The sequence below is a fragment of the Sulfurimonas indica genome (assembly GCF_009192995.1).
In the GTDB taxonomy this organism is placed as follows: domain Bacteria; phylum Campylobacterota; class Campylobacteria; order Campylobacterales; family Sulfurimonadaceae; genus Sulfurimonas; species Sulfurimonas indica.
In genome coordinates this window covers 1-19198 of sequence record NZ_SDID01000021.1, presented here as the reverse complement: position 1 = coordinate 19198, position 19198 = coordinate 1, and the positions used below count along the sequence as shown (strand labels likewise).

The following is a 19198-nucleotide window of genomic DNA, read 5'->3' as shown; positions in this document are numbered from 1 at the left end:
TAATGGCTTATAATAACAGCAATGAAATATTGTTAGATACAAAAGCCTTTCTCGTCTCCGAGACGGATGAGAAAGGCATTATCCGTTTTGCCAATGATGAGTTTTGCAAGTATGCCGGCTACAGCGTACAAGAGCTCATAGGTAGACCACATAATATTGTGCGACACCCCGATATGCCCAAGGCGGCATTTCAAGATTTGTGGGATACCATCAAACAGGGAAAACGGTGGAGAGGTTTTGTCAAAAACAAAACAAAAGATGGCGGCTATTACTGGGTCTTTGCAACAGTCTACCCTTTCACCTCCTGTGATGGCTCACGAGGCTATATCTCATGCAGAAGAAAAGTCTCTGAGATGGAGAGGGACAAATATGAAGCACTCTACAAAGAGATGCGAGCGAAGGAAGCATAGATGGAATTTTTAAAATATGTAACGATTAAAAACAAACTGCTGCTTAATGTTGTCATTCCTATTGTAACTATCATTATTATGGCATCTTTGGTAATATCCGGACACATCAAGCAGAGTGAAAAATATGCCGATTATAATGCCATTGTCAAGCTTGATGTAACAATCTCCTCACTTGTCCATGAGACACAAAAAGAGCGTGGAGCAACTGCGGGATTTTTAGGCTCAAAAGGGAAAAAGTTTACTAAACGACTCCCTGCACAACAAAAAAATACAACCAAAAAGATTAAAGCATTAGAGGCACTCCTCCAAGAAAGTGAAGTAGAGGCGCTTTTAAATGATGATGTTAAAGCTTACTTTCAAAAAGCGATGGCAGAACTCAAGCGAATTGAAGCTATCCGCTCACAAACACTCTCTCAAAGCATCAGTGCTCAAAAAGCGATAAGTTACTACACCCACATGAATGCCCTGTTTTTAAACTTCATCGCCAAAACATCTCAACAGGCTGCCGATGCACAACTTACATTTCGCACCCTTGCCTACTTTAACTTTTTAAACGCAAAAGAGCGAGCAGGAATTGAGCGGGCAGTAGGAAGTGCTACATTTGCCAATGATAAATTTGCCCCGGGAGCAAAAGCTAAAATCGCTTCACTTATCTCTGAGCAAGACTCCTACATGGAGAGTTTTCAAACACTTGCAACCAAAGATGATGTTGCTTTTATGCAGCAAACTCTACAAGGCAAAGCGGTAGATGAAGTCCAAAGAATGCGAAACATCTTGCTGAGTGCCAATGAGATTGGCGGCTTTGGCGTGAGTGCTACCTACTGGTTTGACACTATTACCAAAAAAATTAACCTCTTAAAAGATGTAGAGAACTATATGGAGAAAAATCTGCACGGAAGTGGTGCAAAAGAGAAAGCCGCCATAGAACTTGCAAAAACCATGGCACTCCTGCTTCATGAAACTCAAAAAGAGCGGGGTGCAACAGCAGGATTTTTAGGCTCAAAAGGGAAAAAATTTGTAAAACGACTCCCTGCACAGCGAAAACTTACCGATGCAAAAATGGCAGCCTTCAGTACCTATTTACGCCATTTTAATGCAAACAGCTACTCAAAAGAGCTGCAAAACGCTCTTAAGAACGCAAAAAAAGAGCTTGCAAAGATTCAATCTATTCGTAAAAAAATCTCTGCACTCTCCATCAGTGGCAAGGATGCCATTGGTTACTTTACCCATATGAATGCACTCTTTTTAGATACCATAGCAACCGTAACACACATTCCACAAAGTGCAAAAACAACAAGAAAAATGGTAGCTTACTATGACTTTTTGATGGCAAAAGAGCGCGCTGGAATTGAGCGTGCAGTGCTTTCAAACACCTTTGCAAGAAACAAATTTTTGCCGGGCATGAAAGAGAAGTTTGTTAAACTTATAACAGAACAGGCAAGCTTTACACAAGCATTTCGTGCAGTAGCTGATACAAAAACGAAAAATTACTACAAAAATCATCTGCGTGGTAAAATTGTAAATGAAGTGGAGCGTATGCGTCGTATTGCACTTGATGCAAACACTATCGGTGGATTTGGCGTGAGTGCTACCTACTGGTTTGATACCATCACACAAAAGATCAATCTGCTGAAAAAAGTGGATGACCACTTGAGTGCGCAACTTGTTGCTACAGCATCAGAGAAATACTCATCTGAGAAAACAGCACTCTATACCTATGTGGCTGTGATGATTATTATTATCTTCTTAACAGGAGTTCTCTCTTACCTTATCTCTAAAAACATCTCAAACTCTGTTGAGAAAATCAGCTATGGAGTAAGACAGTTCTTAGAGTTCTTAAACCGCCATCATAATCTTATAGAGAAAATTGAGCTTGATGGTACCGATGAGATGGCAGTCGTTGCCAAAATGGTCAATAAAAATATTGAACAGATAAATGATGGCATAGAGAACGATATGCTCTGTGTGGGTGAAGCAATTTTAACACTCAACAAAGTTGAACAAGGATACTTCAACTGCCGTGTCTCTTCAGAAGCAACAAACTCGCAGATTCAAACATTGGCAAACACTATCAATAAAATGCTCGATACTCAAGAGCAGATAATGAAAGATATTTTAAATGGCCTTGAAAAATATACAAACTACAACTATCTTGATTCCATTGAACTCGATGCTAAAATAGGTGGAGAGACAAAAGCGGTGGTTGATGGCATTAATACTCTTGGAGAGGCTATTCGCACCATGTTGCGTGATACTTTTGAAAGTTCCACCCAACTCCAAGAGCAGTCAGAGCATCTTCAAGAGAAGATGAATCTACTTAGCTCTTCAGCTCAAGAGCAATCAAAAATGCTTGAAGAGACAGCCCAATCTGTTGCACATATTACACAATCTATAGAGGAGACTTCAGAGAAAGCGCATGAGGTGGTATCGCAGTCAAATGACATTAAATCTGTTGTACAGATCATCACAGATATTGCAGACCAGACCAACTTGCTTGCACTCAATGCTGCCATTGAAGCTGCTCGTGCCGGTGAGCATGGTCGTGGGTTTGCAGTTGTTGCCGATGAAGTGCGAAAACTTGCAGAGCGAACACAAAAATCACTCACAGAGATCAATGCAAACATCAATATATTAAGTCAGTCAATTATGGACATTGAATCAAGCATACAAGAGCAGACAACAAATGCCTTGCAGATTAATGAAACAACCGAAGAGGTAGATAATGCAACCAAGCAAAATGCCCAAACAGCGCATGATGTAAATGAAATAGCCAACAGTGTCAAAGATATGTCATCTCAAGCACTACAAAATATTCAAAAGAACAAGTTTTAAACTCTCTGTAAAAGAGAGAGATTAAACTCTATTGTCTCATTTTGACAATAGAGTTTGATAATACACCCTTCTTTTTCAATCTCCTCCACTAACTTTACTTCACACAACAATACCATCCGCTCCTGCGTAAGCGGATCATAGACCTGCAACTTTTCATCTTCGACAAAAAAGATGCGTCCACCGCCACAACCATCACCTATGATGCCTTCACAAACAAGCGGCGAGTTGAGATCAAAACCATGAGTCATCTAAACAATCCTCACGTGCCTCTTTGATAAACTCTCTGTAGTCACTACCGTTTTTATCTATTGCCTTATACTCATCATAGGTATAATTTTTAAAAGTCGCATCATCAAGACAACGGCAGAGTTTTGTAGAGTTTTCATCTCCACTACAGTGAGAGAGCATCTCTTTTTTCTGACTCTCTTCCCAACCGATATAAGAGTTATAATAAGGATAGAGTGCCCAGATGGCAAAAGCAATGGTAAGCACAATATTGACAATATACTCACGCTTTTTTGTCTCAAAATACTTTTTTACATCATAAGAGATTAAAATCACAAAAAATATCTCTAAACCTATGTTAAACCAGTCACTCTCTAAAAAATCAAACAATTTTTTGCTTCCTTATCTCTTTTATTGCCTCTGCACACATCGTCAGACCAAAGGTCGCAGTCACACCCATAAAACTGCCTTTGGCTTTCACCTGTGCCTCTTCTGATGAAAATATCACTTTGTATTTCTTTTTAAAACCTCTTTTTTTAAGCTCATATCGAATCTTTGAACCAAATTTATCACCATAGCTCTTCCAGATATCGCCAACTTGTACTTTTGTAGGGTCTAAGCGTTTCGCACTTCCAAAAGAAGAGATAAGTTTTTTATAACACTTTTGTGCAAGAGCAAGTTTGGCATTTCTATCATCAATAGCATCAAGAACTAAATCATATGGTTCAAAATCAAACGCCATAACCCACGCTTCATCAATACGTTTGTTAATAATTTTAAGTTCTGGATAGTGTTTTTTAAGAGCCTCGACCTTTACCTCGTTCTCATGCAATTCCGACCACATCTGTCTATTTTGATTTGACTTGTCATAAGTATCAAAATCAACTATCGTGATGTTTTTCACGCCACTTCTATAGAGACAGTCTAAACAGAAGCTTCCAACACCACCAACGCCTAAAAGTAAAATATTGGCATCTTGCAGCTTTGCAAAATCATCTTGCAGAACAAGTTTTATACGATCATATTTTCCGCTCATTTAAAGCCACTCTTGCAATTTTTTCATACTTTTATAGGCACTTAGATCCAACATAACCGGTGTGATAGAGATAAAACCGTCACGAATCGCTTCATAATCACTCATACCCTTTGCTCCCTCACGTGCTCTAAAGTTCAACGGATGTAGACCAAGCCAGTAGTGTTCTTCTCCACGTGGATTTCTATGAATCTCTGCCTCACTGGAGTAAACTCTGTACCCTGCATAGGTTATCTTCATCTCAGCCTCTTTTTTCTCAAAAGGAATGTTAATATTTAAAAACTCTCTATCACCTAAAGGAAAGCCATTTTCTCGTACCTGCGTGACAACTTTTTTAATTGTTTTTTGTGCCAATGTAAAGTCACCCTTTGGATTTGTAAAGTCCATAACCTGACTTATGGCGATGGATGGAATGTTATGAAGCACTCCTTCCATCGCTCCAGCAGCGGTACCTGAATAGGTAATATCTTCACCCATATTAGAACCACGGTTTATACCACTTACTATTAAGTCTGGCTTTTTATCTTGAAATATTGCACTCAGTGATAGATAGACACAATCCGTTGGTGTTCCATCTTCAAGTTTAAAAAAGTTCTCCTCAACCCCGATAAAGCGAAGCGGCCTTGTTAAAGTAAGAGAGTGTCCACACGCAGATTTTTCATTTGCAGGAGCAACAACTGTCACTTCCACATCATCAAGCTCACGCAGAGCACTTACAAGACTTAAGAGTCCCTTTGCCTCATATCCATCATCATTTGTTACTAAAATTGTATACTTTTTATTCATGACGATATTTTATACAAAAAGAGGTTAATTCTGGTATAAAATATGCTTAAGTACTAGGTATGAAACTACTATTTGCATTTATTTTACTAAAAAGCTTCTTATTTGCTGCAGACATAGAGACAACATACAAAGAGCTCAACCAAAGAGTCGATGCTGTCTCAAAAGAACTGACACCCGAAGAGAAGCTCTCGCTTTACTATCTTATACTGACAACGCATGATAAGATTACATCTTCACTCTCAGTCGATGAATCCCAAACCAATAAGCTCAAATCAATTGAATCAAAAACACTCAGTGTACTGGACCAACTCTCTAGCAAAAAAAATCTAGACAAGAGAGCGCTTCAAGAGATAAGAACGCTCTATCTTCAAATGAATGAAGAAGCACAAAAGCTTATCAAAGAACAGGCAAAGAAGACCACTGCAACACCCAAAATCGTCTATAAAGATAAAATAGTCACAAAAACATCTTATCTTTACAGTGCTCTTTTTTCATTTATCACACTGCTACTTGGTCTTTTTACAGGATATCTACTATTTAGAAAAAAAGCGTCTACATCTGCCGAAACAACACCATTTTCTCATGAGATCCAAGAACAAAACAGACAACTCCAAGAACAACTCATCTCCGTTGAAGAAAGCATAAAAACAAAAAAAGAGCAGCTTGAAAAAGAAAAAAATGATATCAAGTATGAAAAGAGTGCTTTGGAAGAAAAAAATAAGCAGCTTACAGAAACGCTCGAGACACTAAAAGTCGAACAAGAACAGCATATCAAAGAGTTAGAAGAAAAAATCCAAAGTATTCAAAAAGAGAAAGAAGAAGTCTATCAGGAACTAGAAACATTGCGAAAAGATAAAGAGAATATTTCTGAAGAGAATTTTATCTTTGATGAAAAACTCCAAGGACTTCAAGAACAAAGCAAAAATATCTATCAGGTCTTAGATACCATAGCAGATATAGCAGACCAGACAAACCTGCTTGCACTCAATGCTGCAATCGAAGCTGCACGGGCAGGTGAACATGGTCGAGGTTTTGCCGTTGTCGCAGATGAAGTACGAAAATTAGCAGAGAGAACACAAAAAACACTCTCTGAAGCAAAAGTAGAAATCTCTACTATTGTCGACTCAATTTCAACGCTCAAAGAGTAAAACTTGACAATAGAGCGACTCTTATTGTAAAATTATGATATCAAAAAAGATATTAGAATCTTTTTAACCTTTCCCACATTCAAAATCCCAAAAAATTAAGGCAGTCATACTTATGAGTGAAAACAGTTCATCACAAGCACGTAAAAATTCAAAACCTAACAATAAAAACAATAACTCTAAACGAACACATACACCTGTAAAAGGTTCAAGTGTTGAAGAACTTCGTACAAAAAGTATCCAAGAACTTGTAGAGATGGCAACAGAGCTTGGTATTGAACAACCAAATGAACTCAAACGCCAAGATGTTATCTTTGAAATTTTAAAAGCACAAACTGCTCAGGGTGGTTATATCCTCTTCTCTGGAATTTTAGAGATTATGCAAGACGGATATGGTTTTATCCGTTCAATTGACAAATCTTTTAATGAGTCTATCAATGATGCTTACGTTTCAAACACACAGATTAAACGCTTTGCTCTTCGTAACGGTGATGTTGTAACGGGTCAGGTTCGTCCTCCAAAAGACCAAGAACGTTACTATGCACTTATCAAGATTGAAGCGGTAAACAGCTTACCACCAGAAGAGAGCAAAAAACGTCCGCTTTTTGACAACTTGACACCACTTTACCCAGAAGAACAACTCAGATTAGAGTACCGTGAAAAAGGGCTTACGGGTCGTATGCTTGATCTGTTTGCACCTATCGGTAAAGGGCAGCGTGGACTTATCGTTGCACCTCCAAGATCTGGAAAAACAGAACTTTTAAAAGAGATAGCTCACGGAATTACGGCGAATCATGCTGAAGTGGACTTAATGGTTCTGCTTGTTGATGAGCGTCCTGAAGAGGTAACAGATATGGAACGTAGTGTAAAAGGGGAAGTTTACAGCTCAACTTTTGATATGCCTGCTAAAAACCATGTAAAAGTTGCAGAGATGGTGATTGAGAAAGCAAAGCGTCGTGTTGAGATTGGCCGTGATGTAGTAATTCTACTTGACTCTATCACACGTCTTGCACGTGCTTACAATACTGTTACTCCATCAAGCGGTAAAGTTCTTTCAGGTGGTGTGGATGCAAACGCTCTACATAAACCAAAGCGTTTCTTTGGTGCAGCACGTAACATTGAAAATGGTGGAAGCCTTACTATCATCGCAACTGCTCTTGTTGACACAGGAAGTAGAATGGATGAAGTTATCTTTGAAGAGTTCAAAGGTACGGGTAATATGGAAGTGGTTCTTGATAGAAAAATCGCAGACAGAAGAATCTTCCCTGCCATTGACATCCTTAAATCTGGTACGCGTAAAGATGACCTGCTTATTGGAAAAGATACACTGCAGAAAGTATTTATCTTACGTCAAATGCTTCATAAACAAGATAATGAAATCGAAGCACTGAAATTTATCTACAACACTATGGGTAAAAAAGCTACAAACGAAGAGTTTTTAGAAAGTATGAATACAGATAAGTAAGAGTAACCTCTTCTTATCGCTCACGCAAGATAATATCTACAATATCATCCGCTAACATTATTCCTGACTTATACAACAGCTGTGTCGACGGATCTTTAAAGATGAGTGTTGTCGGAACCTGTTCAATATCGAAACGATGTACCAAAGACCCACAAACACCACTATCTATATCTAAGATAGAGACTTTAGTAACTCTGTCATGTACCTCTTCAAGTTCAAATTCCATCAATTGACAGGCATCACAAAAGGTTGAACCAAATTTCAGTATAACCGTATGTCCTTTTGCAAACTCACGCTCGATTATCGCATCAAAATCTTCTTCATCTATCTCAATAAACGGCATTTTTTATCCTTTTAGGTTTTTTACGAGATTTTTAAAGGCTTCGCCCCGCTCTATAAAGTTTTTGTACATATTAAAACTTGAAGCTGCAGGAGAAAAAAGTACAATATTTTTTGCTACATATTTTGCTTTTTCGACACTCTCGTGTAAATCATATAGGTAAAAAATATTTTTTTCTCCTTTAACGTCCTTTATTTTCTCATAGATTTGCTTACCTGTATCTGAAAAGCAGATAATATTTTTTACACCACTCGCACGTAAAAACTCTGCAAGCGTATCATAACTCACACCCCTGTCATAACCACCTAAGATGAGCGTATCGACATCTTTTAAAATCTTGACCGCCTCCATTGTCGCTTCGGGAATTGTCGCAATGGAGTCATTGATATAACTGACACCATTGACACTGCCTACATATTCAAGACGGTGTGGTAGTGTTTGAAACTCACGCAGACTCTTTTTATATGCGGAAGCGTCAATATCCAATACCTCACGTAGCTGTTCTAAAATCTGCAAACTTGCATGGTGGATATAGCCCTGTTTTATATTAAAAGTGCACGGATAAGCAAGTTTTTTATCAAAAACATTATAAAAGTGTTCAGCCTTTACAAGCTCTTTGTTAAAAAACTTTTCTCGGTTTTCAATATTTGTAATGAAGCTATCTTCTAGTTTTTGATGTAAAAAGATATTGAACTTTGCTTGATAATAGTCTGCTTCACTTTTATAATAGTCCAAATGCTCTGCAAAAAGATTTGTTAAAATTGCAATATGCGGAGAGTAATTAATATGGTGGAGTTGATGTGATGAGAGCTCCATGACAACTTTTGTTTTTTCATCAATATCTTCGATAATTTCTAGTGGAGGCAATCCGATATTTCCACATAACAAACTCTTTTTGCTAGCATTTTTCAACATTGCATCAATGAGTGTTACTAATGTACTTTTACCTTTTGTACCGGTAACTCCAATGATTTGTGAGCCAAAATGTTTCAAAAAAAGCTCTGTGATGGATGTAAAATTGTAAGTATCATAATCGATGCCTAAATTATGCAGTGAAATTCCAGGAGATTTTATAATCAGCTCTGCATCACACAGTCTATTGAGATAATTTTCTTCATCATTGTAAGCTTTATCAACAATGATTATCTCTGTACGTGGTAAGTACTTTTGAGCAAAAGAATGAAAGGATTTTCCCTCTACTCCATAGCCAAAAATAGCTATCTTCTTATAAGCTGCTAGCTCAGAAATGAAGTTTTGCAACTTGCTCACGCAGCACCTCTTTAAACTTCTGTGGCAAATTATTTTCACCCTCAAAATCAACTCTCAGATTATAGGCTATCTCTTTTGATTGATAGTTCTGCAACAGTTTTGGCAACTGCTCTTTATCATAGCTTTTATACTTCTGTGTCAGGGCATAATTTACCTCATCATAGGTTCCCACACACTCAAAAGGCTTGACAGCTTCGCTCTGAGAAAGTCCTTCAAAGAGCTCACGCAGTTCCTCATCATCCAACATATCTTTACCAAATATCTCACGCAAAGTCACATCATCGATATAGTTACAAAGCATTATGTAGGTAAAGAGACACTTTGGACATTTACCACACCACATATTCGCTTTACTGCCAACATTACAGCTGCGAAATGTAAAAAAGTGCTCAGTAGCCAAGATGCTAAATAGTTTGGCAATGTGAATCTCATCCAATGGTCTTAAAAAGCTAAAATACTCCACATTATCCGTTACAAAGTTTTTGATATACCAGCGAAAATCATTTTCAAACTCAATCGATTTTGAGTATTGATGATTAATCTTTTGACCGTTATAGATGATGTTCTCTTCATTGGCACTTGACTCATTTGAAAGTACTATATAGCGACTTTTATAAAGCAGTCCAAGCCAGATGGAGATAAAACCAACAATAGATGAAAATGGTATATGCCCGTTCAGATAGCCTCGCTTGTTAAACTCTAAAATCTTCTCTAAATCAAGTTCACGTTTTAGCACAATACTATTATCTGGATGTTTATCTAAAATTGCCTTGGAGGCTTTGATAGGGTTCATAGAAAAAAGAAGTGAATCAGGAAAAACATCACGCAAGAGCTCATAACTTACAAGTGAGTCTTTTCCTCCGCCTATTGGGATGATGGCACGTTCCTCAGTTTCTCTCTCTATCTTTGTAAACTTCGGCTCATCTGCAGTAATAAACTCTACCAAGTCATCCTGTGTGACATTTATCTTATTTAAGTAGATAAACTCACCAAGACCATTAAAGTAGAGCTTAGCAAACCACTCTTTTTGCTGCTGCGTGAGATACCCACACTCAATATAAAACTCTTTTGGAACGGCAATTTTATAGTAGCTGATAGCCTCAGCAAGACCGATATGAAAGACAATAGTCTCCATATCAAAATCTGTGCTCATTTTTACATCTTTTTTAAGTGCAATGCGATGATAAAATGGTGTTACTTTCTCACCCTCACGCAACTCATAAAGAAAATGAAGTGCTATTTCTTCATCACTCTCTACAACCTTATAACTTTTATATATAAATTGATTATTTTCTTCTCGTAACTGCTCAAAATTTTTCATAATTGCCATTTTTAATTTAATAGAGATATTATAACTTAAGTTGGTAATGAGGGAGGTAAAATGAGGGCTGGTTTACCCTCTTCTAGAAGAACTACTGCCTGAACTTCGTGTTTTGTTGCGTGGGCCACCACTTCTCCCACGTCCTCTGCCACCACCTTTATTAATTGGCTCAGCTTTGATGTTTGGATCTGGTTTAAAACCTTTAAGCCACACTTTTGGGATATCTTTTTTTATCAGCTTTTCTATGTTTTTAAGATAGTCATCTTCATCAATACAAACAAGTGAGAGTGCTTCACCCTCATTGCCTGCACGTCCAGTTCTACCAATTCGATGCACATAATCTTCACTCACATTTGGCAACTCATAATTGATAACATGAGGCAGTTGGTCGATGTCAATACCGCGTGCTGCAATATCCGTTGCCACAAGCACATGGACATCACCCTTTTTAAAGTCAGCCAATGCTTTTGTTCTAGCATTTTGTGATTTGTTTCCATGAATGCTAGCAGCAGGAATGCCATCTTTTTCAAGTTGGCCTGTAAGCTTATTTGCACCATGTTTTGTTCGGGTAAAGACCAAGACCTGTTGCCATTTTCCTTCATTTATGAGATGGGTTAAAAGCTCTCGTTTACGTCCTTTATCAACATGATAAACAGATTGAGAAACCTGTTCACTCGATCTGTTTTGACGTGCAACTTCAACAACTGCAGGTGACTTTAAAAGTGAGTTTGAGAGTTTTTTTATCTCATTTGAATATGTTGCAGAAAAAAGGAGCGTCTGCTTTTGTTTTGGCACAACATTAAGTACTTTTTTTATGTCATTGATAAATCCCATATCAAGCATTCTATCAGCCTCATCCAAGATTAAAAACTCAATCTTTCGCAAATCTATCGTCTTTTGTGAGAGATGATCAAGCAGCCGCCCAGGTGTTGCGATGACAATATCAACTCCTTTTTTGAGCTGTGTGATTTGTGGGTTGATTTTCACGCCACCAAAGATGACCGTTGATTTAAAAGGGAGGTGTTTCCCGTAAAGTGCTACACTCTCACCAACCTGAGCAGCAAGTTCTCTTGTCGGTGTTAAGATAAGTGCTTTTGGGTAGTGTTTACCTTTTGGCATCTGCTTGCGTGAGAGCAGTTCTAGTAATGGCAGTGTAAATCCTGCAGTTTTTCCTGTGCCTGTCTGTGCTCCGGCTAAAATATCTTTACCCTCTAAAATGACGGGTATTGCTTTTTGCTGAATTGGTGTCGGGCTGACATAGCCCTGCTCTTTTATAGCTTGTAGTAGTGGTTTTGATAAACCGAGTTTGTCGAATGACATATATTTCCATTGTATTAATATTAGACTTCTTTTGAAGAACTCTAATTCATAATAGCATAACTTAAACAACCTCGTGGTAAAATCACTTATTATTATTTAAGGAGCAAGAAGTTGAGAGAAGCACATGAAGTACTAGCGAGAAAATATCGACCATCCAATTTTGATGAGCTTATCGGTCAAGAGACCATCGCTCAGACTCTTTCTCTTGCTCTTGATGCAAACAGACTCTCACATGCTTATCTCTTCTCAGGACTGCGCGGGAGTGGTAAAACCTCTACTGCACGAATCTTTGCCAAGGCTCTCATTTGTGAAGAGGGGATGAGCCATCAGCCTTGCGATAAATGTTCAAACTGTGTAATGGCAAAAGAGGGACGCCATATGGACATCATCGAGATGGATGGAGCATCCTCACGTAAGATTGATGATATTCGGGACCTCATTGAACAGACAAAATACAAACCGGCTGCCGCACGCTATAAAATCTTTATCATCGATGAAGTCCATATGCTTACAAAAGAGGCCTTTAATGCTTTGCTGAAAACCCTTGAAGAGCCACCTGAATATGTCAAGTTTATCTTAGCAACGACAGACCCACTCAAACTCCCGGCAACAATTCTCAGCCGTACACAGCACTTTCGTTTTAAAAGCATAGCTACCAACAAGATAGTGGACCATTTGGCACATATTTTAAATCTTGAAGGTATCAGCTTTGAACATGATGCTTTAGAGATTTTAGCACGAAGTGGGAGTGGCAGTCTACGTGATACACTTACTCTGCTTGACCAGGCCATCATCTACTCAAAAAACCATGTCGATGTGCGAACGGTTACGGATATGCTCGGACTTGTTGATCCAAAATTCATCTCTGAGCTTTTTGATGCTGTTTTTGCAAAAGATTATGCAAAACTTGTAGAGTACACAAAAGTGCTTGAAGATTATGAATCCGAGATGGTAGTCGATGAGCTTATCGCCTTTTTAAAAGAGAAGATGTACCATCAGGATGCCCTCTTTTCAACACTTGTTCTTGACAGATTCTTTAGAATTTTAAGTGAATCAAAATATCTCTTTAGCATTAATGCAGATGGTTCTTTTGTGCTGAGCATGATATTTTTCAAGATGATTGAAGCACTTCGTATCCGTGAGATTGACCAGATGATAGAGTCATTTCAAAAAGATGTTCCTCGTCCTGATATCCTCACGCAAGAAACAACCCAGACAGCACCACCTGTAAAGATAAAACTACAAGAGAGTACACCTGAGATGAATGGTGTAGTGGCTACACAGCAAGAGAGTCTTCAAGAAGAAGTCCCAGCTGAACCAACACCTCAAATCGTAGAAGAAGAGAAAAAAACAGACCCTGATTTAGAAATATTCCAAGAACTCATCGCAAAAATCACGGATAGAAATGCAGCGCTTGGAGAGTGTTTTAAAGCACAAATTCATTTCATCTCTTTTAGTGACAACACACTTACTTGGGAGAGCTGTGCTGATGAAGAGTGTAAAAAAGCACTGAGACATGGTTATGGTGTCATTAAACAGCTTGTACGTGAGACTTTTGGTTTTGAAACTGTTATCAAAGGTGTGCCTTGTTCAAAAAAGATAGTAGAGCAAAAAAAAGAAGTACAAAAACAAGTACAAGAGAGCATGTCTAACGAGCCTCAAGGTGCACAAAGTGCCTCAACTATTGAAGATATAGAAGCAGGCGGTGCAGCTAGCTGTGTAAGTAACTGTGATGAGCCTTCTGTGCAGGATGAAGTGGATGGAACAAACATTACAAAAGAACCTATGATAGAAAAGGCCATAGAACTGTTTGAAGCAAAAAAAGTGACAATCCAGTCAAAAATTTAATCAAAAAAGAGCTCACAACAAGAGAGTCCCTCTCTATGACAAAACTTTAAAATTTCTACATACGGTGTTGCATTGCGTTTTTTAATTGTTGCAAAGTGTGCTTGGGAGATTCCAAGGAGTGCTGCTATATCTTTATCATAGACCTTTTTTCTTCCGTCTTTTGCCAGATATTCTCTTAAACTTTCAATAATTGCACGAAAATCTTTCATCTACTGCTCCTGTAGATGAAAATATAACGCAAGAAAAAAGAGAAAGATAAAAATATTGCATTATGCTATTTTTTTGCAGACTTTTTCTCTCTTTGATAGATTCTTTTCACAAGATTTTTAAGGAGAAGAGAGAGTTCTAAAAAGTCTATATAGTGTATGATTTTTATCTCTGCATCATACTCTTTTGCATCTATTTTTTTAAGATATTCACTTAAGGACTCTATATCTTCTTTGAGTTTACTATAAAGTCTGTAAGCCATAAAAGCGACAATTCCAAATGTAAGTAAAAAACCAAAGGCTATAAAGAACCACTGCATATTTTCATTTATTGATGCAGTGTGCAAGATGATATAAATAAAGAAAAAAAGAAGTAAAAATAACGAGGCGACTTTTAGAATAAAATGGAAATAGATATCTTTAAAAATTTTTAACACAACTTGTAACCAACGCCTCGAACTGTTTGGATGTAATCTTTACTTTTATCTGGATCTATCTTTTCTTTGAGTCTGTTGATAGCGACATTAACAGTTTTGTACTGATAGTTTTCACTGTCTCCCCAGACATTTTCTAAAAGATAATCACGCTCAAGTACCGAGTTTTTATTCATAATAAACTCTACCAAAAGATCAAACTCCAACTTGGTTACTTCAACATTTTGCCCATCAACCAAGACCTCACGTGTACTTTTATCCAATACCAGATCACGGAATGTAAGCTTTCCTTCATGGTGTTTTTTGGATGTTCTTTTTAAGATGGAGCGTACACGTAAAATGAGCTCTTTCATATTAAAAGGCTTTGTGATGTAGTCATCTCCACCACGTTCAAACCCCTCTTCGATATCTTCATCTCTGTCTTTTGCACTTAAAAATATGACAGGGACATCCAGCCCATCCTCACGCAGCTCTTTGACAAACTCACTTCCCTCCACCCCAGGAAGATTTCTGTCCATGATGAGCAGGTCGATATCTTCTTCATCAAGAATCTGTGCTACTGTTTTCGTATTTAAAAATCCAATGATATCAAAACCCTCTTTAGCAAGGTTGTACTCTAAGAGTTCTAGTAAATCCTCTTCATCTTCTACAATGACAATATTTGCACTCACGTTCACCCATCCTTTTGTGCTTCTTTATGAAATTGTAGCAAAAAAACAGGTTTACCCACTTATAAACCTGTATTTTGGATATTGTCATCAACAATCAATGTAATACTGTCAGATGTTGCATCATTTGAATATGTATATGTTGTACTCGTACCATCATCAACAGCACTCTCTTGTGTCCAGCCTGTTGTATCAACATTAACCTGATCTGCAGCATCACCTGTAATTTCGAGTGTATTGTTGGTATCTGTCATATCCAGTACATCATCTAAGGAGAGATTATCTAAGATATGATCTCCCTGACTTAAATCAATTTTTTCGATATTCATTATCGTATTGTTCAGTGTATCAATATTACCGAAATCTATGGAATCATTTGCATTTAAGATAAGTGTATCATTGCCACTGCCTCCATCAAGTAGGCTGTCATGAATATCATAGACTATCATATCATCACCACCTCCGGCAGATATCATATCATCACCGGCACCACCATCAAGAAGTTCACTGTTCTCATTGCCAATAAGCGTATCATCTCCAGCATCACCAATTAGTGAGTTCCCATCATCTAAAAGTAAACTCGACGTTCCGTCTGCATTTGCCTGATATGTACCAGTCTGTGAAGTTCCATCACTATAGTTGATAGTGACATTTACACCTTGCAGTCCAAAATCTTCACCTGTATCACCGGCACTCCCACTGATATAATCTGTATCGACACCAAACCAAAAAGCATCACCTTCACTAAAACTGTTCTGTGCGAAATTAACTGTCAGTGTCTGACTTCCATCAGGAGCATCAAATGTCACATCACTGCTATCAATTCCAACTGTACTAGCCCCTATAGAAGGAGCAGTCGATCCACTTCCACTTGTATCAAAGTAACCCTGTGGCAATGTAAATGTTATTGAGTTTATTGCTGAACCATTGAAAGATCTTTGAAATTCAAAACCAATCTGATTATCTTGATTATACGTGCTACCGGATAAAACAGTTGCAAGAACAATATGTGTAGCTGCATTGTTACTGTTTTGACGATTTGCGATAATAATATCATCATATGCCGTACCACGGATACTGTCACTGTTTTGCAAAGTAACATTCGCTTTTGCACTATCTGTTACACTTGCATCAGTATTTGAAATTGTATATGTAACAGCTTCACCATTTGCAATATCTGTAAAAGTTATGCCAGTGTTGTCACTATTGATATCTGTTCCATTATCTGCAACTACATTTGTTACTTTCATGTCTGATGAAAGTGTATCATTATGTATCAATGCATCATAAGCAACACTCACACTGCTGCCATCTGTAGCATTTGTAATGATATTATCAACGTTAGCATCAATATTTGCAACATAATCAAGGTTGATTGTTAAATCTATGGATTTTGTATCACCATCACCGTCAATTGCAGTAATTGTAAAGATCTCTTGCTCATTACTTACTGTATCGTTTGGATTAATTGTATAAATATACTCTCCTGTATTAAAGTCAATATCAAGTACTCCACCTCTATTTGTTGTAATACTTTGTTGAGCATTATTTGCATCATATACATAGCTTACTCCATCTACAACTACAGTGTCAATATGTCCACCGTCTGCACCAAGGATAATTCCTGTATCAGCACTCCCGCTGACGATAGATGCATCCCCTTGTACTATGCCTTCACTTACCGTATCAAGCAGTGTCTGTTTTAGATCCAATGCATCAAGGACTTGAACAGCGTAGGGCTCTGTATCTCCATTCGCATTTGTATCAGGATATGCAATCGGTGTTAAAGAGTCTAGATTCACACTCTCTGTAATACCGATACCAAAAGAGATATCTACATTATTATTTGTTAAGAAATTTTCCCAGTCTGTCTGCAGAGCTGCATCAACTTCATGTCCACTGTTTGGCTCACCATCAGAGATAAAATAGACCAATGTCTTATCTGCAGCAGGTGGGTTATATCCATTCATTGTTGCATTCAATGCATCATCATAATATGTTCCTCCGTTTGGAGTTATATTATCAAGATAAAGATTCGCATTTTGTTTATCATCTACATACCATGCTGACTCATTGACATTATCGGAAAAATCAACAAATTTAATGTTTACATTTCCTAAGTCATCATACGAATCGAACATAGATTTTAATGCCTCTTTTGCTATATCCATACGCACTTGATCCGCATTAAAGTTAGCATCACCAGCCGCATCACCTTCTAAATCCCATGCCATACTTCCTGAACGGTCAAGAACGATGATAAGATTTGTTGTCTGTGCACTCGCAGAAGTATCTTGAATATTTTGAACAACATCACTGCCTATTGGTGCATCATCAACAATATTTACATTGAGTTGTGCTGATGCACTTTGTCCGGTCGCATCTGTAATATTATATGTAAAACTCTCAACTACATTATCACCATTGAGATTAGAACTTGTCAATGTATACGTATAATCTCCAGTAGCAGCATCGACAACTAAAGTACCATTACTTGTATTAACTGTAATCACTCCATTACTTGCACTCGTGCCATTTATACTGTCAACAGTTGCACTGCTTCCTATACCCAAATCATTTGTAAAGAGATTGCCTGTAGTAACTTCTGCATCTGAAGATGCATCAGTTCCATTTGCCAAAGCACTCTCATAAACAGTTGCACTATCATCAACACCTACAATAGTTGCATCATGATTAACAGTAAAATCTGCACTTGAACTGTCACCATCGGCATCTTGTAACTCATATGTAAATGTATCACTGATACTCAATGTAGAATCTACATTGTAACTTAAACTATCTACTCTGATTTCACTGTTACTTGCCGGGTCAATCACAATATAGCGAATAAAGTCACTACCATTTGCCGGTGTTTGATTACTAACGACATCTAAAGTATCATTCCCATTACCGCGTTTTGTTCCCGAACCAACTAATTCACCAAGTTCATTATACGCATACCAGTCAACATTTTCATTATTACCGAAATTACTAAGTTCCAATGTTGCAGTAGATGTTTTACCATTGACATCAAAGACAAGATATTCATTACCATCCACTTTAGTGTCACTACTTCCTCCATTGACACCCAAGCCACTATTATCATCAAAATTGACATTTGCTGCATTACTTGCAGTAAGGAGTGATAAATCCAGGTTTCCGTTTGCATCAAAAGGATCACCACTGTTAATACCATAATAATCTATCTTTGCACTGTCCCAATCTGCTTGATTTGTTCCACTCACACTACCAATAGCATAAGCAGAGTCATAACTATAAGTACCATCTTGATTTAGTGTCAATGTACCATTGTCAGTATCAATGACAATATTTCCATTACCATCAAAAGTGTTGTATGTAGTTCCATTATATGTCACAGAAATAATAGAAGTAGCGTCTTCTCCTAATGTATCAGCTTGAACATCATTACCACCATCACCATTTATGACATTTCCATCAGCTGTACCACCAAAGCCTACACTATCACTATCATCAAGGGCTGTCGGTGCAGTATCTCCAACGTTCAACTCAATTTTTTGCCATACAGAATCACTGGCTCCATCGCTTGCTTTATAATAAAGATAATCTTGTTCTACTTGTCCATCAGTTGTATGATTAAGTACCGGTGCAGTATATGTAAATGTTCCATCACTATTCATAACAACAGTCCCACCAAGAGCCGTTGTAAAGGTAGATGAACCATCAACAACTTGCTCATTTAAACCATTAGCATCACTAGCAACAGAAACAACACTAATAGCATCACCCTCTGCATCACTATCATTTGCTAAAACAGAAGTAGCATTTAAAGTCGAACCTTCAATCACTGAATAAGTATCTAATACAATAGTTGGGGCATCATCTACAGGCGTTACTGTGATATCGAGTGTATCGCT

The 19198-nt window shown here is 37.7% G+C and carries 15 protein-coding genes and 3 pseudogenes; 6 read left to right on the top strand and 12 right to left on the bottom strand.

Annotation, left to right across the window (positions count from 1 at the left end):
- The first annotated feature begins 2 nt into the window (after positions 1 to 2).
- The 3 genes and pseudogenes from ES948_RS09020 to ES948_RS11235 form a co-directional block, all read left to right on the top strand.
- Positions 3 to 410 (top strand): PAS domain-containing protein, encoded by a 408-nt coding sequence (locus tag ES948_RS09020; protein ID WP_152184619.1) that lies wholly within the window; start codon positions 3 to 5, stop codon positions 408 to 410.
- Positions 411 to 2063: pseudogene (locus ES948_RS11240) on the top strand (nitrate- and nitrite sensing domain-containing protein); the annotation flags it as partial.
- A gap of 786 nt (positions 2064 to 2849) precedes the next feature.
- A pseudogene (locus ES948_RS11235) lies at positions 2850 to 3242 on the top strand (methyl-accepting chemotaxis protein); the annotation flags it as partial.
- Here ES948_RS11235 and ES948_RS09010 read toward each other — a convergent pair.
- Genes ES948_RS09010 through surE form a run of 4 tightly spaced genes read right to left on the bottom strand, consistent with a single transcriptional unit; the run spans position 3239 to position 5286 of the window.
- Positions 3239 to 3490: a thiamine biosynthesis protein ThiF gene (locus ES948_RS09010; protein WP_152184617.1), complete on the bottom strand. Its 252-nt coding sequence runs from the start codon at positions 3488 to 3490 to the stop codon at positions 3239 to 3241. The pseudogene ES948_RS11235 and the gene ES948_RS09010 overlap by 4 nt on opposite strands.
- A complete protein-coding gene (locus ES948_RS09005; protein ID WP_152184616.1) occupies positions 3474 to 3857 on the bottom strand; it encodes a hypothetical protein in 384 nt (127 codons plus the stop codon). The genes ES948_RS09010 and ES948_RS09005 overlap by 17 nt, the downstream gene beginning before the upstream one ends.
- Positions 3850 to 4503 carry a ThiF family adenylyltransferase gene (locus ES948_RS09000; RefSeq protein ID WP_152184615.1) on the bottom strand — a complete coding sequence of 218 codons (654 nt, stop codon included), beginning with the start codon at positions 4501 to 4503 and terminating at the stop codon, positions 3850 to 3852. The genes ES948_RS09005 and ES948_RS09000 overlap by 8 nt, the downstream gene beginning before the upstream one ends.
- Complete coding sequence (surE, locus tag ES948_RS08995; RefSeq protein ID WP_152184614.1) at positions 4504 to 5286, bottom strand: 5'/3'-nucleotidase SurE; 783 nt, start codon at positions 5284 to 5286, stop codon at positions 4504 to 4506.
- A gap of 944 nt (positions 5287 to 6230) precedes the next feature.
- Here surE and ES948_RS11230 point away from each other — a divergent pair.
- Positions 6231 to 6366, top strand: a pseudogene (locus ES948_RS11230) (methyl-accepting chemotaxis protein); the annotation flags it as partial.
- 180 nt (positions 6367 to 6546) lie between these two features.
- Positions 6547 to 7896, top strand: a complete 1350-nt coding sequence (rho, locus tag ES948_RS08985; RefSeq protein ID WP_152184613.1) for a transcription termination factor Rho — start codon at positions 6547 to 6549, stop codon at positions 7894 to 7896.
- Positions 7897 to 7909: 13 nt separating this feature from the next.
- Here rho and ES948_RS08980 read toward each other — a convergent pair whose 3' ends face one another.
- The 4 genes from ES948_RS08980 to ES948_RS08965 form a co-directional block, all read right to left on the bottom strand.
- Entirely contained in the window at positions 7910 to 8239 is a 330-nt protein-coding gene (locus ES948_RS08980) for a thioredoxin family protein (RefSeq protein ID WP_152184612.1), read from the bottom strand.
- 3 nt (positions 8240 to 8242) lie between these two features.
- A complete protein-coding gene (murD, locus tag ES948_RS08975) occupies positions 8243 to 9505 on the bottom strand; it encodes a UDP-N-acetylmuramoyl-L-alanine--D-glutamate ligase (RefSeq protein ID WP_188109496.1) in 1263 nt (420 codons plus the stop codon).
- A complete protein-coding gene (locus ES948_RS08970; protein WP_152184610.1) occupies positions 9477 to 10826 on the bottom strand; it encodes a MurL-like N-terminal domain-containing in 1350 nt (449 codons plus the stop codon). Before ES948_RS08970 ends, murD begins: the two co-directional genes overlap by 29 nt.
- Before the next feature lie 72 nt (positions 10827 to 10898).
- The gene (locus ES948_RS08965; protein WP_152184609.1) at positions 10899 to 12146 is read right to left on the bottom strand and encodes a DEAD/DEAH box helicase; all 1248 of its coding nucleotides are present in this window, start codon (positions 12144 to 12146) and stop codon (positions 10899 to 10901) included.
- A 111-nt stretch (positions 12147 to 12257) separates the two neighbouring features.
- Between ES948_RS08965 and ES948_RS08960 the strand changes: the two genes are divergently transcribed.
- Positions 12258 to 13994 carry a DNA polymerase III subunit gamma/tau gene (locus ES948_RS08960; RefSeq protein WP_152184608.1) on the top strand — a complete coding sequence of 579 codons (1737 nt, stop codon included), beginning with the start codon at positions 12258 to 12260 and terminating at the stop codon, positions 13992 to 13994.
- Here ES948_RS08960 and ES948_RS08955 read toward each other — a convergent pair.
- The 4 genes from ES948_RS08955 to ES948_RS08940 form a co-directional block, all read right to left on the bottom strand.
- Positions 13991 to 14203, bottom strand: coding sequence for a hypothetical protein (locus ES948_RS08955; RefSeq protein ID WP_152184607.1), 213 nt, complete (start codon positions 14201 to 14203; stop codon positions 13991 to 13993). The genes ES948_RS08960 and ES948_RS08955 overlap by 4 nt on opposite strands.
- A gap of 65 nt (positions 14204 to 14268) precedes the next feature.
- Positions 14269 to 14520, bottom strand: coding sequence for a hypothetical protein (locus ES948_RS08950; RefSeq protein WP_152184606.1), 252 nt, complete (start codon positions 14518 to 14520; stop codon positions 14269 to 14271).
- 110 nt (positions 14521 to 14630) lie between these two features.
- Positions 14631 to 15305 carry a response regulator transcription factor gene (locus ES948_RS08945; RefSeq protein WP_152184605.1) on the bottom strand — a complete coding sequence of 225 codons (675 nt, stop codon included), beginning with the start codon at positions 15303 to 15305 and terminating at the stop codon, positions 14631 to 14633.
- A gap of 59 nt (positions 15306 to 15364) precedes the next feature.
- On the bottom strand, positions 15365 to 19198 hold a 3834-nt coding region (locus ES948_RS08940; RefSeq protein ID WP_152184604.1), incomplete at its 5' end, for a beta strand repeat-containing protein.

Excerpts from the sequence above, each read along its gene's own strand:
- ES948_RS08980 (WP_152184612.1), bottom strand. The coding sequence starts at position 8,239 with ATGCCGTTTATTGAGATAGATGAAGAAGATTTTGATGCGATAATCGAG.
- ES948_RS08950 (WP_152184606.1), bottom strand. The coding sequence starts at position 14,520 with ATGCAGTGGTTCTTTATAGCCTTTGGTTTTTTACTTACATTTGGAATT.
- surE (WP_152184614.1), bottom strand. The coding sequence starts at position 5,286 with ATGAATAAAAAGTATACAATTTTAGTAACAAATGATGATGGATATGAG.
- rho (WP_152184613.1), top strand. The coding sequence starts at position 6,547 with ATGAGTGAAAACAGTTCATCACAAGCACGTAAAAATTCAAAACCTAAC.
- ES948_RS08955 (WP_152184607.1), bottom strand. The coding sequence starts at position 14,203 with ATGAAAGATTTTCGTGCAATTATTGAAAGTTTAAGAGAATATCTGGCA.
- ES948_RS09010 (WP_152184617.1), bottom strand. The coding sequence starts at position 3,490 with ATGACTCATGGTTTTGATCTCAACTCGCCGCTTGTTTGTGAAGGCATC.
- ES948_RS08965 (WP_152184609.1), bottom strand. The coding sequence starts at position 12,146 with ATGTCATTCGACAAACTCGGTTTATCAAAACCACTACTACAAGCTATA.
- ES948_RS08970 (WP_152184610.1), bottom strand. The coding sequence starts at position 10,826 with ATGAAAAATTTTGAGCAGTTACGAGAAGAAAATAATCAATTTATATAT.
- ES948_RS09000 (WP_152184615.1), bottom strand. The coding sequence starts at position 4,503 with ATGAGCGGAAAATATGATCGTATAAAACTTGTTCTGCAAGATGATTTT.
- ES948_RS09020 (WP_152184619.1), top strand. The coding sequence starts at position 3 with ATGGCTTATAATAACAGCAATGAAATATTGTTAGATACAAAAGCCTTT.